12 protein-coding genes are annotated in these 14,831 nt (G+C 62.2%); 6 read left to right on the top strand and 6 right to left on the bottom strand.

What is annotated here, in order from left to right:
- Together A7D27_RS25820 and A7D27_RS25815 are read right to left on the bottom strand one after the other, a co-directional pair.
- On the bottom strand, positions 1–603 hold a 603-nt coding region (locus A7D27_RS25820; protein WP_218188496.1), incomplete at its 3' end, for a hypothetical protein.
- Positions 604–814: 211 nt separating this feature from the next.
- Positions 815–1,483 (bottom strand): response regulator transcription factor, encoded by a 669-nt coding sequence (locus A7D27_RS25815; protein WP_069566545.1) that lies wholly within the window; start codon positions 1,481–1,483, stop codon positions 815–817.
- Positions 1,484–1,911: 428 nt separating this feature from the next.
- Between A7D27_RS25815 and A7D27_RS25810 the strand changes: the two genes are divergently transcribed.
- The 4 genes from A7D27_RS25810 to A7D27_RS27575 are packed head-to-tail and all read left to right on the top strand — an operon-like array spanning position 1,912 to position 7,292.
- Positions 1,912–4,203: a type I secretion system permease/ATPase gene (locus tag A7D27_RS25810; protein WP_083265792.1), complete on the top strand. Its 2,292-nt coding sequence runs from the start codon at positions 1,912–1,914 to the stop codon at positions 4,201–4,203.
- On the top strand, positions 4,200–5,444 hold the full coding sequence (locus tag A7D27_RS25805) for an HlyD family type I secretion periplasmic adaptor subunit (protein WP_240920508.1): 1,245 nt from the start codon (positions 4,200–4,202) through the stop codon (positions 5,442–5,444). The genes A7D27_RS25810 and A7D27_RS25805 overlap by 4 nt, the downstream gene beginning before the upstream one ends.
- Complete coding sequence (locus A7D27_RS25800) at positions 5,434–6,804, top strand: TolC family protein (protein ID WP_139131257.1); 1,371 nt, start codon at positions 5,434–5,436, stop codon at positions 6,802–6,804. The genes A7D27_RS25805 and A7D27_RS25800 overlap by 11 nt, the downstream gene beginning before the upstream one ends.
- A 50-nt stretch (positions 6,805–6,854) precedes the next feature.
- Positions 6,855–7,292 (top strand): Hpt domain-containing protein, encoded by a 438-nt coding sequence (locus tag A7D27_RS27575; RefSeq protein ID WP_165669125.1) that lies wholly within the window; start codon positions 6,855–6,857, stop codon positions 7,290–7,292.
- Between the two features lie 77 nt (positions 7,293–7,369).
- On the opposite strand, the gene A7D27_RS25790 is transcribed toward A7D27_RS27575, so the two are convergent.
- The 4 genes from A7D27_RS25790 to A7D27_RS25775 all read right to left on the bottom strand — a co-directional run bounded on the left by A7D27_RS25790 (position 7,370) and on the right by A7D27_RS25775 (position 11,949).
- Positions 7,370–8,821 carry an NAD(P)(+) transhydrogenase (Re/Si-specific) subunit beta gene (locus tag A7D27_RS25790; RefSeq protein ID WP_069566544.1) on the bottom strand — a complete coding sequence of 484 codons (1,452 nt, stop codon included), beginning with the start codon at positions 8,819–8,821 and terminating at the stop codon, positions 7,370–7,372.
- 2 nt (positions 8,822–8,823) lie between these two features.
- Entirely contained in the window at positions 8,824–9,138 is a 315-nt protein-coding gene (locus A7D27_RS25785; protein WP_044405771.1) for an NAD(P) transhydrogenase subunit alpha, read from the bottom strand.
- A 12-nt stretch (positions 9,139–9,150) separates the two neighbouring features.
- The gene (locus tag A7D27_RS25780) at positions 9,151–10,272 is read right to left on the bottom strand and encodes a Re/Si-specific NAD(P)(+) transhydrogenase subunit alpha (RefSeq protein WP_069566543.1); all 1,122 of its coding nucleotides are present in this window, start codon (positions 10,270–10,272) and stop codon (positions 9,151–9,153) included.
- A gap of 768 nt (positions 10,273–11,040) precedes the next feature.
- Positions 11,041–11,949 (bottom strand): LysR family transcriptional regulator, encoded by a 909-nt coding sequence (locus tag A7D27_RS25775; RefSeq protein WP_069566542.1) that lies wholly within the window; start codon positions 11,947–11,949, stop codon positions 11,041–11,043.
- 179 nt (positions 11,950–12,128) lie between these two features.
- On the opposite strand from A7D27_RS25775, the gene A7D27_RS25770 reads away from it, so the two are divergent.
- Together A7D27_RS25770 and A7D27_RS25765 are read left to right on the top strand one after the other, a co-directional pair.
- Positions 12,129–13,310, top strand: coding sequence for an acyl-CoA dehydrogenase (locus tag A7D27_RS25770; protein ID WP_069563583.1), 1,182 nt, complete (start codon positions 12,129–12,131; stop codon positions 13,308–13,310).
- A 74-nt stretch (positions 13,311–13,384) separates the two neighbouring features.
- Positions 13,385–14,608 (top strand): CaiB/BaiF CoA-transferase family protein, encoded by a 1,224-nt coding sequence (locus A7D27_RS25765; protein ID WP_069563582.1) that lies wholly within the window; start codon positions 13,385–13,387, stop codon positions 14,606–14,608.
- Positions 14,609–14,831 lie beyond the last annotated feature (223 nt).

The following is a 14,831-nucleotide window of genomic DNA, read 5'->3' as shown; positions in this document are numbered from 1 at the left end:
ACTGCCGACGTTGTCGATGATGCTTTCCAGCTTGGGTTTTGGCAGCTCTGTCTGACCAGGCAAGGTAGGTTGCACCTCGTCGCTGCCGCCACCGCCACCGCCACCGCCACCGCCCAGGCCGGCTGCGGCTGCTCCGCCTAGACCTAAGGCACCGAGCCCCCAGGCGGCTGGCCAGAAGATGCCTCCGGCTGCCTCCAGTTCGTCAAGGCCGCTGATGGTTTCGATGCCGAGAGCGTGGGGAGAGGAAACGTCATTGATTAGGAACGCGGCTTCATGCTCGCTTTCACCGTCCGAGGCGACGAATGGGTGATAGATGCCGTCTTCCGCCATGCCGATCAGTTGCCCCGGGGCGCTGTAGAAGCCCTCGATAACGAGATCGGGCTGGTCGATGGGCGCACCCTCCAGGCAGACCAGCAGATCATCACCGTGTCGTGTCAGGGTAATGTTTTCAGGAGCTATTCCCTGGTCACCTTCTGCCAGGATGTATTTGCCCCCAGCGACGGCCTTTACCCGGATGGCTTTGCCGCTGGTGACACGTAGCTCCTCGGTTTGACTGATCTTGACGCCATCTATGACGGCCACTCGGACGGTATTGCTGCTCACGGGATGTCCTCGCATGCACGGGTTCCTGTTGCACTGGCAATCACGGCGTGTTTGCCAGGCGAGGTCTCCGGAACCAGGGGAAAACTCGCGTAAGGCGCGAATTCTTCATTCCTGCTCTCGGAGCCGATACGAGAATTGTCCCAAAAAGGCGCCCGCAGGCCGGGAGGAGCTGTCTACCAGCTTTGTAAAGGTGAGGGGTGGGGATTGCGTGTCAGAGGTTGCCCAGTTCGTCCTGGTATTTGAACAGTTCCGCGTCCGTGCGGATGCCGAGCTTGCGAAAGGCGGATTGTTTCTGTCCGCTTACTGTTTTCCGGCTGCGATTGAACTTGGTCGCAATCTGCGAAACGCTCATGCCAGCCAGGCAGCAGCGGATGACTTCATGCTCACGCTGGGTCAGGGGGATGCTCGGTGAGGCTTCATCGCTTCCTTCGTCATAAGCCTCGGGAAGGCTCTTGATCTGGTAGGCCATTTCCTGGGTGAGATAGATGCGCCCATTGGCAACTTGCCGAATAGCCACGAGCAGTTCGTCGATCTCCTGGCTTTTGCCCACAAATCCCATAGCGCCTGCTTTGAGTGCCACTTGGACAATAGCTGGGCGCTCAATGGAGGACGATACCAAGATGTGCATCTCCGGATAGCGGGCGCGTAAGATCCTTATCAGTGCCTGGCCGTCTACTTCGCCTTCACTCAGGGAGTAGTCCATCAGTAGAACGTCGGTCTTTGTGCTCCGCAAGGCATCCAGCAGGCTGCGGCTTGAGGCATACAGTCCCGCCAGCTCGAAGTCCGACTCGGCCGATAAGCAGAGCTGCAAGGCTCTGCGGATCAGTGAGTGGTCATCCAGTACGGCTATGCGTATGGGGGGCTGTTTGGACCATCTCATCATTCACATCCATCTGGGCTATCAGTGCGCTGACTGCAAGGCTTTCATTGGATTGACCTGACTACCATGGCGTCGCTCAGTGAGCCGCACTGCGTAAAAGCCACGTATTCAACGTGCTTCGCCGAAACAGGGTCAAGAACTGTAGTTTTTCATTTGGCTACGAGGGGTGAGTGCGACCTGTTGGCTCTAATGTGGCCTTCGGCTCCTTGGAGCGCTGCCTAAAGGCAATAGCGGCTGGGAAACGCTAGGCGCGGCTCCGTTATAGCTCGTTTGGTCGGAATGGACAGAAGAGGGTGGCAATTTAAGACAATTCTCATTGGGCGCTTGTGATGGCGATCTCAGAATACTCGCACTCCCTCCTGCCTCGCTCTCCAATGACGTTCCCGACATGGCTGCGCGTGGCCGAAAAACTGCCGGATGCGCGCCCAATGACCCCAGATAACGTCGTACCGCTTAGCGAAGAGCTTCCCTCCGATGCTTCTAGTGACCCCGGATGCAGTGCCGATACATTGCTGGACTGCCTCGTTTGGCTTTGTGAGCGACATGGCGTGGGGAGAAGTCGCGAGGCCTTGGTGGGTGACTTGCCGCGTGCTGGTTTGTTGAGTCCATCGCTCGCTCTGCGAGCACTGGAGCAGTGCGGATTTACAGCGGGTCTGGTGAAGCGGGGCCTGGAGACCTTGCCCATGCAGGTTGTTCCTCTGGTTTTGCTGCGACGAGGAAGTGGTGGTGCAATCCTGCTGGGTACGCGCAAGGTGCGCTCGCAGGACGGTCGTGACCAGCAGTTGTATCAGGTGTGGTTACCGGAGCTTGCGGCTGAACCTGTCGAAATGGGCCGTGAGGAGTTCGAAGCGCTGTATAGCGGCTGCCTCATTCTTGCCAAGCCGCGTGCCTGCGTGGATGAGCGTGCAGGAGAGGTGCTGCCGGAGTCAAAGGGGCACTGGCTGTTCAGCGCGCTGTGGCGCTATCGGCGCTACTACCGGAGCGCGGTCATTGCCACGGTGATGGTGAACGTCCTTTCACTGGCCAGCATCTTTTTCACCATGAACGTCTACGACCGGGTTGTGCCAAATCAGGCGTTCGTAACGCTCTGGTCTCTGGGTATCGGGGTCGCCCTTGCCATGTTGTTCGAGGCGATCACTCGGTATGTCAGGGCTTACCTGCTCGATACGGCCGGAAAGAAGGCGGACTTGATACTGGGAGCGATGCTCTTCCGTCAGGCGTTATCGATCCGAATGGAGTACAAGCCTGCCTCTTCTGGCAGCTTTGCCAACCAATTGCGTGAGTTCGAGTCGGTGCGCGACTTTACGGCGTCGGCGACGCTGGCTGCGCTGGCCGACCTGCCGTTCGTGTTGCTTTTCGTTGGCGTGATTTTCGTCATCGGAGGGGGGCTTGGCTGGATTCCGCTGTTGATGATCCCGCTCATCCTGCTCATATGCACAGCAATCCAGTGGCCGCTGGCTCGTGCCATGCGTGAAAATCTGCAGGAGTCCTCCCTCAAGCAGGGCGTATTAGTGGAATCCATCGAGGGTCTGGAAACCCTCAAGGCAACCGGCGGATCGGGGTTCATGCAGCACCGCTGGCAACACTTCAGTGCCCTTCAGGCGGCGACAAGCATGAAGTCTCGCCAACTGACCAACCTGGCAACCGGTTCGGTGATGCTGCTTCAGCAATTACAGACGGTTGTGCTGATCATTGTGGGCGTTTACCTCATCGACGCCGGTCAACTGACCATGGGGGCTCTGATTGCCACGGTGATGCTCGGGGGGCGCGTGACAGCTCCGCTCGGCCAGGTCGTGGCGTTGGCTGTACGTCTGCAGCAGGCAAAGGCGGCGCTCTCCAGCTTGGACAAGTTGATGGCCCTGCCGGTCGAACGGGATGCGAAACAGAGCTACTTGCCCAAGCCCTTGCTGCGTGGGCAGATCAGTCTCCGTGCCCTGGGTTTTGCATACCCTGCACCACCTCTTCAGCCCAACCCTCCGGTACTGGTCGACATCAATCTGGACGTCCAGCCAGGCGAGCGCGTAGCGATCATCGGCCGGGTCGGAAGCGGCAAGTCCACCCTGTTGCGGGTAATGGCGCGATTGTATGCGCCTGTCACCGGCCAGGTATTCAGCGAAGGCCTGGACCTGAACCAGGTCGACCCGGCCGACTGGCGCCATGCGACAGGTTATGTAGGGCAAGACGCCCGGCTGTTCTACGGAACGTTGCGCGAGAACCTGATGATCGGCCGCCCGGATGCAAGTTCCGAAGAACTGCTCGAGGTCATGCGCCTTACCGGGCTTGATCAGGTGGCTGCCCGCCATCCGCGTGGTCTTAACCTCCTGATCGGTGAAATGGGTGAAGGGCTTTCAGGTGGGCAGCGACAACTGGTTGCCCTGGCGCGCAGCCTTTTGGCTCGTCCTCGTCTTCTGCTGATGGATGAGCCGACAAGTGCGATGGACGTGCAGACCGAAACGCAGTTCCTGGCACATATGCGAAGAGCTCTTCAAGGCCAGACCCTTGTCGTGGTCACACACCGTCCGGCGGTGCTGGCCCTGGTGAATCGCGTCGTTGTGGTCGAGGAGGGCCGCATTGTGGCCGACGGCCCCAAATCGGCGGTCCTGGCTGCGCTGAACAGCGACGGCGCTGCGAAGCAACCGCCCGTAGCACGGAGCAAAAGCACCATCAACATGGGGGACTTGTCATCACTTAGTCCAGCCGCGCAGGGAGCTGCATCGTGAGCCGGTTCGCCATAGGCGTGCGATGGTCGCGTGGGCGGCTGACTGCCGAAGAGACCCGGTTCATGAACGATGTTCAGGAGTCATTGCTTGCCCAGCGTTCGCCTGGCTCCCTGCTGGTCATCTATCTGATTCTGGCGGTGCTCTTTGTCGGGGCAGTCTGGGCGCACTTTGCGCGGGTCGAAGAGATCACTCAGGGCGAGGCCCGGATCATTTCCAAGAGCCGTGAGCAGGTCATTCAGAGTTTGGAGGGCGGCATCCTCGCAGAAATGGCCGTGCGAGAGGGCGATGTAGTCGAGGCGGGGCAGGTTCTGTTGAAGATCGACCCAACACGTGCGCAAGCCAGCTATCGAGAGGCACTGAGCAAGGTGGTGGGCTTGAAGGGTAGCATTGCCCGGCTGCGGGCTGAGGCTTATGGCGTGCCTTTGCAGTTCGATGAACAGGTTCGCCAGGCGCCTGAGGTCGTCGAGCAGGAAACCCTCGCCTACCAGTCGCGACGCCGTGCGCTGCTGGACAGCGTCGCCTCTCTCGAGCGCAGCCATGATCTGTCCATGCAGGAGATCCGGCTGGCGGAGCCCTTGGCCGCTCGAGGCTTGCTTTCTGATGTAGAACTCCTGCGGATGCGGCGCCAGGCCAACGACATCAAGGCTCAGATCATCGAGCGCACCAATCGCTATCAGGCCGATGCGAATGCTGAACTAACCCGACTCGAACTGGAGCTCTCGCAAACCAACGAGAACCTTGTGGGGCGCGCTGATGTCGTGGAGCGCACTACGCTGACTGCCCCTGTGCGCGGCACCATCAAGAACGTCAGGGTCAACACGTTGGGAGGGGTCATCCAGCCTGGGGAACACATCCTTGAGATCGTGCCTCTGGAGGAGCAGTTGTTGGTAGAAGGGCGTATTCGCCCCTCCGATGTCGCCTTCCTGCGGCCGGGTCTGCCGGCCACCGTCAAGATCACGGCTTATGACTACGCCATTTATGGTGGCTTGAGTGGCCGGGTCGAGCACATCAGCCCCGATACGCTGAAGGACGACCAGAAGGCCGCGGCTGGCCGTCAGGACGATACCTATTACCGTGTGCTTGTCCTCACCGACAGCAGTGTATTGGAGGCAGGGGGAAAGCTGCTGCCCATCATCCCGGGAATGGTGGCGTCGGTTGAGATTCGGACGGGGGAGAAGACCATTCTCGACTACCTGCTCAAGCCCGTGCTCAAGGCGAGGGAGGCTTTCCGTGAGCGCTGAGTCAGGTTTCCGTGTGTTCGGGCTCTGTGTTTTGCTTGGCTGCAGTTCGTCCCCAGCCTGGGCGCTAGAAAACCCTGATCCTGAGAAGAGGAGTGTTTCTGCTGTTGAATACTGGCGCGAGCGGGGCATGGAGGATGCTCGGCATGTCAATGAAGCTGTGCTACGGGAGCGCTTGGCCCATGCGGTGCAGGTGGCGCTCCAGCGTAGCGCGCGCATCAAGGCCGCCCGCGCTGATACTGAAGTCGCAGAGGCGGAGCTGGACGAGGCCAAGGGGCGGCGCTGGCCACAGCTGGAGGTGAGCGGGGCGAGTCGTGCCGCATCCTTCGGTGGCTCGGCGCGGAGCAATGACAAAGGATTTGCAGCTGTTCAACTGAATACCAGCATCTACGACTGGGGGCAGATTTCGAACACCATTTCCAGTCGTGAGGCATTGCTGCAGGCAAACGCGCACAAGCTTGACGGCGAGCAGGAGAACATCGCGTTCGAAGTGGTCGGGCTGCTGGTCGAGCGTGCCAAGCAGCAGCACATCGGAGTGCTCAGTCGTGCCTATGCCGATCGTATGGGTGAGTTGGCGGAGATGCTGGCGAAAATCGTCCGGGTGGACCCGGGGCGCAACAGCGAGCTAACCCAGGCGAAAGGGCGACTCCTGCAAGCCCAGGCCGCGCTCGACAATGCATTGGCCAGGGAGAAGGACGCCGATATTGCCTTGCAGCGTCTTCTGGGCGACACCGTTATCAGCCTTCCGCCCCCCTCAGCCTGGAGCCTGGGCTTTGCAAACGCTCGGGATCTGGTTGCGAGCCTGGAGCGTCATCCCTCGATTCAACAGTCACGTGCGGAGTCGCTTTCGGCTGAGGACTATGCCCGTGCTGTTCGTGCAGCAGGAAGGCCTCAGGTGAATTGGGTGGTAGGCAAGGATACCGGTGAGAACCTGCAGGGCGACTCCAATCCTTGGAAAACCAGTATCCAAGTCACCTGGAATGCATTTTCGGGTGGTTCGTCCCGCGCGGCGGAGCGCGCGGCGCTAAGTCGGGCAGAAGCCGGGCGACAGCGTACAGACGATATCCTTGACGACCTGCGTCAGCGTATCCGGGCTGCTGACCATGACGCCCGAACCATGGCTGAGCGGGCAGACCTTTATCAAAAGCTGACGTTGGAGTCCGACCGGATTCGTTCCGACTTCTTCGACCAGTGGTATCACCTGGGGCGGCGCACGTTGCTCGACGTGCTGACCGCAGAGACCGATCACTATGGCAATCGTGTGAGTGAAGTGAACAACCGTTTCGATAGCTATCTAGCCATTTTCAGGCAATACGCCGCAGCTGGTGAGCTGGTGGCCTTTCTACGTAGTGGTCCCTCATGAGTCCGCCGGGCAGTCCTGCCCGGCTACATCTGATCCTTGGGAGGATCTGCATGATTGAATGTTTAGAGCAAGAAATAATGAACCAACCTCGGGTATTTCCCCTGCGCGGGAAAAGAGGAGGAAACGGTAATGCGCCACCCCGTACGTTGCTTCGTATGGCGAGTGGTGACCCGCAGGCACTAATTGGTCTGCTGGATGAAGTTGTACGCAGCAACCGCAGTGACCGCGATGGTCTGATTCGCTGCTATGGACTCTGTGATCGGCAAGCAGTTGCGCGTTTTGCGCACCGATTGAAGGGTGGTGCTCGGGTCGTCGGCGACCTCGGTCTTGCCAACGCCTGCCAGGCTTTGGAGCGTGTTGCCTTGGGGGCAGGGCGCATGGACACCACCTACGAGTTGGTGATTCTGGGGCTCGAGCGCTTGGAGCGCATTTTGTTGGCCGCTCATGAGCGTCTCGCCGAATCATCGCCGGTATCCATTCCCGCTTAAGTTCTTGACTTGATGGCGCCATAACAACCCCGGCACGAAGGCCGGGGCTGGGAAAGGTGGAGCGCAGGCGTGTGATCTCAGTCCACGGCCTTGACCATGTCTTCCAGGACTTTCTTGGCGTCGCCGAAGACCATCATGGTCTTGTCCAGGTAGAACAGTTCGTTGTCCAGACCGGCGTAGCCGCTGGCCATGGAGCGCTTGTTGACGATCACGGTCTTGGCCTTGTAGGCCTCGAGTATCGGCATGCCGGCGATCGGCGACTTCGGATCGTTCTTCGCGGCCGGGTTGACCACGTCGTTGGCGCCCAGGACCAGCACCACGTCGGCCTGGCCGAACTCAGAGTTGATGTCTTCCATCTCGAACACCTGCTCGTAGGGCACTTCGGCCTCGGCCAGCAGGACGTTCATGTGGCCGGGCATGCGGCCGGCAACCGGGTGGATGGCGAATTTCACGGTCACGCCACGGTGGCTCAGCTTCTCCGACAGTTCCATCAGCGCGTGCTGGGCACGGGCCACGGCCAGGCCGTAGCCGGGGACGATGATGACGGTGTCGGCGTTGGTCAGCAGGAAGGCCGCGTCGTCGGAGGAGCCCGACTTCACCGGGCGCTGCTCCTGGCTGCCGCCCGAGCTGCCGGCGTCCGCGTCGGCACCGAAGCCGCCGAGGATGACGTTGAAGAACGAGCGGTTCATCGCCTTGCACATGATGTAGGAGAGGATCGCGCCCGAGGAGCCCACCAGCGAACCGGCGATGATCAGCATCGAGTTGTTCAGCGAGAAGCCGATACCGGCTGCCGCCCAGCCCGAGTAGCTGTTGAGCATCGACACCACCACCGGCATGTCGGCGCCGCCGATCGGGATGATGATCAGCACGCCGATGACGAAGGCCAGGGCCACCAGCACGGCGAAGGCGCGGATGTCACCGGTGAAGGTGAAGTACAGGCCCAGTGCGAGGATGGCCAGGCCGACGGCCAGGTTGACCATGTGCTGGCCCTTGAACACCACCGGGGCGCCCTGGAACAGGCGGAACTTGTACTTGCCGGAGAGCTTGCCGAAGGCGATCACCGAACCGGAGAAGGTGATGGCACCGATGGCTGCGCCAAGGAACAGTTCCAGGCGGTTGCCCTTGGGAATGGCGTCGCCCAGGGTGGCGACGATGCCCAGGGACTGGGGTTCGACCACGGCGGCGATGGCGATGAACACGGCGGCGAGGCCGATCATGCTGTGCATGAAGGCGACCAGCTCCGGCATTTTGGTCATTTCGACGCGCTTGGCCATGATCGAGCCGGCGGTGCCGCCGACCAGCAGGCCGACGATGACGTAGCCGATGCCTTGGGTGGCCCCCCCGTCTTTCAAAGCCAGCGCGCCGAGCTTGTAGATCAGGCCGACGGTGGTGAACACCGCGATGGCCATGCCGATCATGCCGAACAGGTTGCCGCGGCGGGACGTGGTCGGGTGCGACAGGCCCTTCAGCGCCTGGATGAAGCACACCGAGGCGACGAGGTAGAGAACAGTGATCAGGTTCATGCTCATGGTCAGTGTTTCTCCGCAGCCGCTTTCGGCGCTTTCTTCTTGAACATTTCCAGCATGCGGCGGGTGACCAGGAAGCCACCGAAGACGTTCACCGCAGCCAGGGCTACCGCCAGGGTGCCCATGGCCTTGCCCAGGGGGGTGACGGTGAGGGCGGCGGCCAGCATGGCGCCGACGATCACGATCGCGGAGATGGCGTTGGTCACGGCCATCAGCGGGGTGTGCAGGGCGGGGGTCACGTTCCACACCACGTGGTAGCCGACGTAGATGGCCAGCACGAAGATGATCAGGTTGTAGATGCCGTCAGAAATCAGGTCCATGTCCGCTGCCCCTTAGCCGTTGGTGCGGACGACTTGCCCGTCGCGGCACATCAGGCACGCGGCGACGATGTCGTCTTCGAGGTTGAGGTGGAACTGGCCGTCCTTGTCGATGACCAGCTTGAGGAAATCCAGCAGGTTGCGGGCGTACAGCGCGGAGGCATCGGCCGGCACCAGGGCCGCGAGGTTGCCGTGGCCGACGATGGTGATGCCGTGCTTGACCACCACCTGGTCCAGCTCGGTGAGCGGGCAGTTGCCACCCTGGCTGGCGGCCAGGTCGATGACCACGGAGCCCGGCTTCATTTCGGCGACGGTGGCCTCGTGGAGCAGGGTCGGGGCCTTGCGGCCGGGTATCAGCGCGGTGGTGATGACGATATCGGACTGCTTGGCGCGTTCGTGAACGGCCTTGGCCTGGCGCTCCATCCAGGAGGCGGGCATGGGACGGGCATAGCCGCCGACGCCCTGGGCGCACTCGCGTTCTTCATCGGTCTCGAACGGTACGTCGACGAACTTGGCGCCGAGGGACTCGATCTGCTCCTTCACCGCCGGGCGCACGTCGGAGGCTTCGATCACCGCACCCAGGCGCTTGGCCGTGGCGATGGCCTGCAGGCCGGCGACACCGGCGCCGAGGATCAGCACACGGGCGGCCTTCACGGTGCCGGCGGCGGTCATCAGCATGGGCATGAAGCGCGGGTAGTGGTTGGCCGCCAGCATCACCGCCTTGTAGCCGGCGATGTTGGCCTGGGACGACAGCACGTCCAGGCTCTGGGCGCGGGAGGTACGCGGGGCGGCCTCCAGGGCGAAGGCGGTCAGGCCACGGGCGTTGAGCCGGGCGATGGTTTCGTTGCTGAAGGGGTTGAGCATCCCCACCACGACGGCACCGGCCTTCATCAGGGCGGCTTCGTCGTCGCTGGGGGCCACGACCTTGAGCACCAGGTCGGCACCGAAGGCGGCAGCGGCATCACCCAGGGTGGCGCCGACGGCTTCGAAGGCGGCGTCGGGAATGCTGGCGTTGATGCCGGCCCCGCGCTGCACGGTGACCTGATGGCCTTGGCCGATCAGCTTCTTGATGGTCTCTGGCGTCGCGGCAACCCGCGTTTCGCCGGCCTGGGTTTCGAGAGGAACACCGATGTGCACGTAAAAACCTCCTGCGTGATCGTTTTACTTATGAGTCCAGTGCACTGCGATGGCGCTCTGGCGGGCGGATCAGCACGACGCCGCCGGGTGCGCATGGCGCGACCAGGACGGGCGCGGCATTTTGCAGGTGAACCGAATGGCCATCAAGGAGTTCTGGAGCAAAACGCAACAAGAACTACAAGTCACCTACTGACCGTTTTCCCGGCGATAAGGTTCGATCTGCCTCCAGCCCTTGTCTAATGGGCCTTTCGGCGTTCTTTTGTCTTCCGTGAGGCGCCGGGGCTCGTGGAAAAGAGCCGGGCACGCCGGAACCTCGGGAAGGCTGCGCAATCCTGCCGTGTCCAGCGTGGGGACTGTTAGTCAGCGTTTTTTATAGTTGCCATAAGGTCCCGGAAATTCGGGCTTCTGTAGTTTTTATGAATAGTTGACTACAGGGTCAGGTCGCTCTGCGGCGGGGCTTTGAGCCGGGTGTGCGGGGTGGGTGTGGCGGATTGTCGCGATGTTGCCTCAGACCAGCAGGCCAAGGGTCTTGGCGCGCATCTCGGCCTGGGTGCGCTGCTTCACGTCGGGCTTGCTGTTGATCTTCTTGGTGTGGGTCTTGACGGTGTTGACCGAGATGAGCCCCCGCCCGTCGATCTCTTCGTCCAGTGCGGTAGGGGCCCAGGCCTGCCTGAACGGGCGACTGGCGGCATCACCCGTGTGGGTGATGCGCTGGGATGGGGCGCGGGGAGATGACCCCTTCTGGTGTGTCGGGCAGGGTGTTTCGCTTCAGGGTTCGCCTGCTTCCTGGCGATACCGGGCGGCGGCTTCCAGCAGCCAGTCGCGGAAGGCGCCGAGCACGGCGGACTCGACCCTGCGTTCGGGGATGAACAGGTAATAGGCCTTATCGCTGCGGCAGCTGTGGGTGAGGGCGGTGACCAGGTGGCCCTCCTCCAGTTCGCGCTGGATGAGGAAGGGGGGGATGAGGGCGACGCCCATTTCGTGCATGGCGGCCTGGGCGAGCATGGAGAAGAGTTCGTAGCGTGGACCGCTGAGGTCGCGGGCGACGTTCAGGCCGAGGGAGTTGAACCACTGGCGCCAGGCGTAGGGGCGGGTGGTCTGCTGCAACAGTGGCAGGCGGGCGATGTCCTCGGCGCTGAGGCTGGTCCGGCCGCCCAGCAGGCTAGGGCTGCAGACCGGTACGGAGTGCTCGTGCATGAGGAAGTGGGACTGGGTACCGGACCAGTCGGCGGTGCCGAAGTGCAGGGCGGCGTCGAAGTCGGTGTCGGCGAACAGGAAGGGGCGGGTGCGGTTGGTGAGGTTGACGGTGACTTCGGGGTGCAGGCGTTGAAAGTCTTTCAGCCGGGGCAGCAGCCATTGGGTGCCGAAGGTGGGGACCACGGCAAGCTCGATGGCCATGGCGCCCTGCTGGCCCATGACGGCGAGGGTGTCACGTTCGACGGCGTCGAGCTGGCTGGCGATGCGCCGGGAGTAGGCGAGGCCGGCTTCGGTGAGCTTCACGCCACGTCGGGAGCGGCGGAACAGTTCGATGCCGAGGAAGTCCTCCAGGCCGCCGATCTGGCGGCAGATGGCGCTCTGGGTGAGGGCCAGTTCCTCGGCCGCTTTGGTGAAGCTCTGGTGGCGGGCGGCGGATTCGAATGCGACCAGTGCGTTGGTGCTGGGAATCTTGCGGCGCATTTTGTACGGCTACCTCACAAGTGGCGGGCCTTTGGCGGGCCTATGAAGCGTTCGGAGTGAGAAATTAGCACAAGAGGGTGCGAAAACCTCGTTTGCCGGGCCTGGGGGCGCTGTCTAGGATTGTTCCCCACAACGCGCGGACACTCCGCCTGACTCCATCCCCTATCGAGGATTTGCCCATGGCTGCCAAAGCTTCCTTCAACTGGATCGACCCGTTGCTGCTGGACCAGCAACTGACCGAAGAGGAGCGCATGGTGCGCGAGAGCGCCCAGCAGTTCGCCGAGGACAAGCTGGCGCCGCGTGTGCTGGAGGCCTTCCGCCATGAGCAGACCGATCCGGCGATCTTCCGCGAGATGGGCGAAGTGGGCCTGCTGGGCGCGACCATTCCGGTGGAGTACGGCGGCAGCGGCCTGAACTACGTGTGTTATGGGCTGATCGCCCGCGAGGTGGAGCGCATCGACTCGGGCTACCGCTCGATGATGAGTGTGCAGTCGTCCCTGGTGATGGTGCCGATCAATGAGTTCGGCAGCGAAGCACAGAAACAGAAGTACCTGCCGAAGCTGGCCAGTGGTGAGTGGATCGGCTGCTTCGGCTTGACCGAGCCGAACCATGGTTCCGACCCGGGCTCGATGGTGACCCGTGCGAAGAAGGTGGACGGTGGCTATCGCCTGAGCGGCAGCAAGATGTGGATCACCAACAGCCCGATCGCCGATGTGTTCGTGGTCTGGGCGAAGGACGATGCCGGTGACATCCGCGGCTTCGTGCTGGAGAAGGGCTGGGAAGGTCTGAGCGCGCCGGCGATCCACGGCAAGGTGGGCCTGCGTGCATCCATCACCGGGGAGATCGTGATGGACAACGTGTTCGTGCCGGAAGAGAACGCCTTCCCAGAGGTGCGTGGTCTGAAAGGTCCGTTCACCTGCCTGAACTCGGCTCGCTACGGCATCTCCTGGGGGGCACTGGGTGCCGCCGAGTTCTGCTGGCACACCGCGCGCCAGTACGTGCTGGACCGCCATCAGTTCGGTCGTCCGCTGGCGGCCAACCAGCTGATCCAGAAGAAGCTGGCCGACATGCAGACCGAGATCACTCTGGCCCTGCAGGGTTGCCTGCGCCTCGGCCGGATGAAGGACGAGGGCACGGCGGCGGTGGAAATCACTTCGATCATGAAACGCAACAGTTGCGGCAAGGCGCTGGACGTCGCGCGCATGGCCCGCGACATGCTGGGCGGCAACGGCATCTCCGACGAGTTCGGCATCGCCCGTCACCTGGTGAACCTGGAGGTGGTGAACACCTACGAGGGCACCCATGACGTCCACGCGCTGATCCTCGGTCGTGCGCAGACCGGTATCCAGGCGTTCTTCTGATCCGGTCCCTGTCCGGGCCCTTCTATATATCGAGGTGCCCGGCTCTGCTTCTTTCTTCTTCCGCAGGTGATCCCATGGCTGGTGCCCTCTCCCATATCCGCGTGCTCGACCTGTCCCGTGTGTTGGCGGGACCTTGGTCGGGGCAGATCCTTGCTGACCTCGGTGCCGACGTGATCAAGGTGGAGCGGCCGGGGAGTGGCGATGATACCCGCGCGTGGGGGCCGCCCTATCTGAAGGACGCCGATGGCCGGGATACCAGCGAGGCGGCGTACTTCCTGTCGGCCAACCGCAACAAGCAGTCGGTGACCATCGACTTCACCCAGACGGAGGGGCAGGAGCTGGTACGTCGCCTGGCGGCGGAGTCGGACATCCTCATCGAGAACTTCAAGGTCGGTGGGCTGGCAGCCTATGGGCTGGACTATGAGTCGCTCAAGGCGATCAACCCGCGCCTCATCTATTGCTCAATCACCGGGTTCGGTCAGTTCGGCCCCTACGCCAAGCGAGCGGGTTACGACTTCATGATCCAGGGGCTGGGCGGGCTGATGAGCCTGACCGGTCGTTCGGACCAGGAAGAGGGCGCCGGGCCGGTCAAGGTCGGTGTGGCGCTGACGGACATTCTTACCGGGCTCTATTCCAGCGTGGCCATCCTGGCTGCGCTGACAGCTCGGGAGACCACCGGTCGGGGGCAGCACATCGACATGGCGCTGCTGGACGTGCAGGTGGCCTGCCTGGCGAACCAGGCGATGAACTACCTGACCACAGGCGTTCCTCCCCGGCGCCTGGGCAATGCGCATCCGAACATCGTGCCGTACCAGGACTTCCCCACGGCGGATGGTGATTTCATCCTCACGGTTGGCAACGACGGGCAGTTCCGTAAGTTCTGTGAGGTGGCCGGGCATCCGGAATGGGCTGACGATCCACGCTTTGCCAGCAACAAGGCACGGGTGGCGAACCGGGCGGAACTGATCCCGCTGATCCGCCAGGCCACTGTATTCAAGACCACGACCGAGTGGGTGGCGGCACTGGAGGCGGTCGGCGTGCCCTGCGGACCGATCAACGACCTGGCGGCGGTGTTCGAGGATCCCCAGGTGCTCGCCCGGGGGCTGAAAGTCGAACTGCCCCATGCACTGGCCGGTGCGGTGGCCCAGGTGGCCAGCCCGCTACGCCTCTCCGATACGCCGGTGGAGTACCGGATGGCACCGCCGCGCCTGGGCGAGCACACGGCATCCGTACTGGAGCGTGTGCTGGGACTGTCGGCGGAGGCTATCGAGCGTCTACGGCAGGAAGGGGTGGTGTAGCCACATCTATAAAGAGGCCTGGAAGCCGGGCGTAAATTTTTTTCCGAAAAGGGGGTTTACACCCATCTTCACTCATGTAGAATGCGCGCCTCGCTGAAGCGGAATGCTCCGCCAAGCGAGCTAAGTTGTTGAGTAGAAAGAAAAATTTCGAAAAACAGCTTGACGGAAGAAAGAGGTGCTGTAGAATGCGCGCCTCGCTTCGGAAGAGAAATCAAACGAAGCA

It is taken from the genome of Pseudomonas sp. 1D4, from assembly GCF_001728925.1.
Lineage (GTDB): Bacteria > Pseudomonadota > Gammaproteobacteria > Pseudomonadales > Pseudomonadaceae > Metapseudomonas > Metapseudomonas otitidis.
This window is presented reverse-complemented; position numbering and strand designations above follow the sequence as displayed.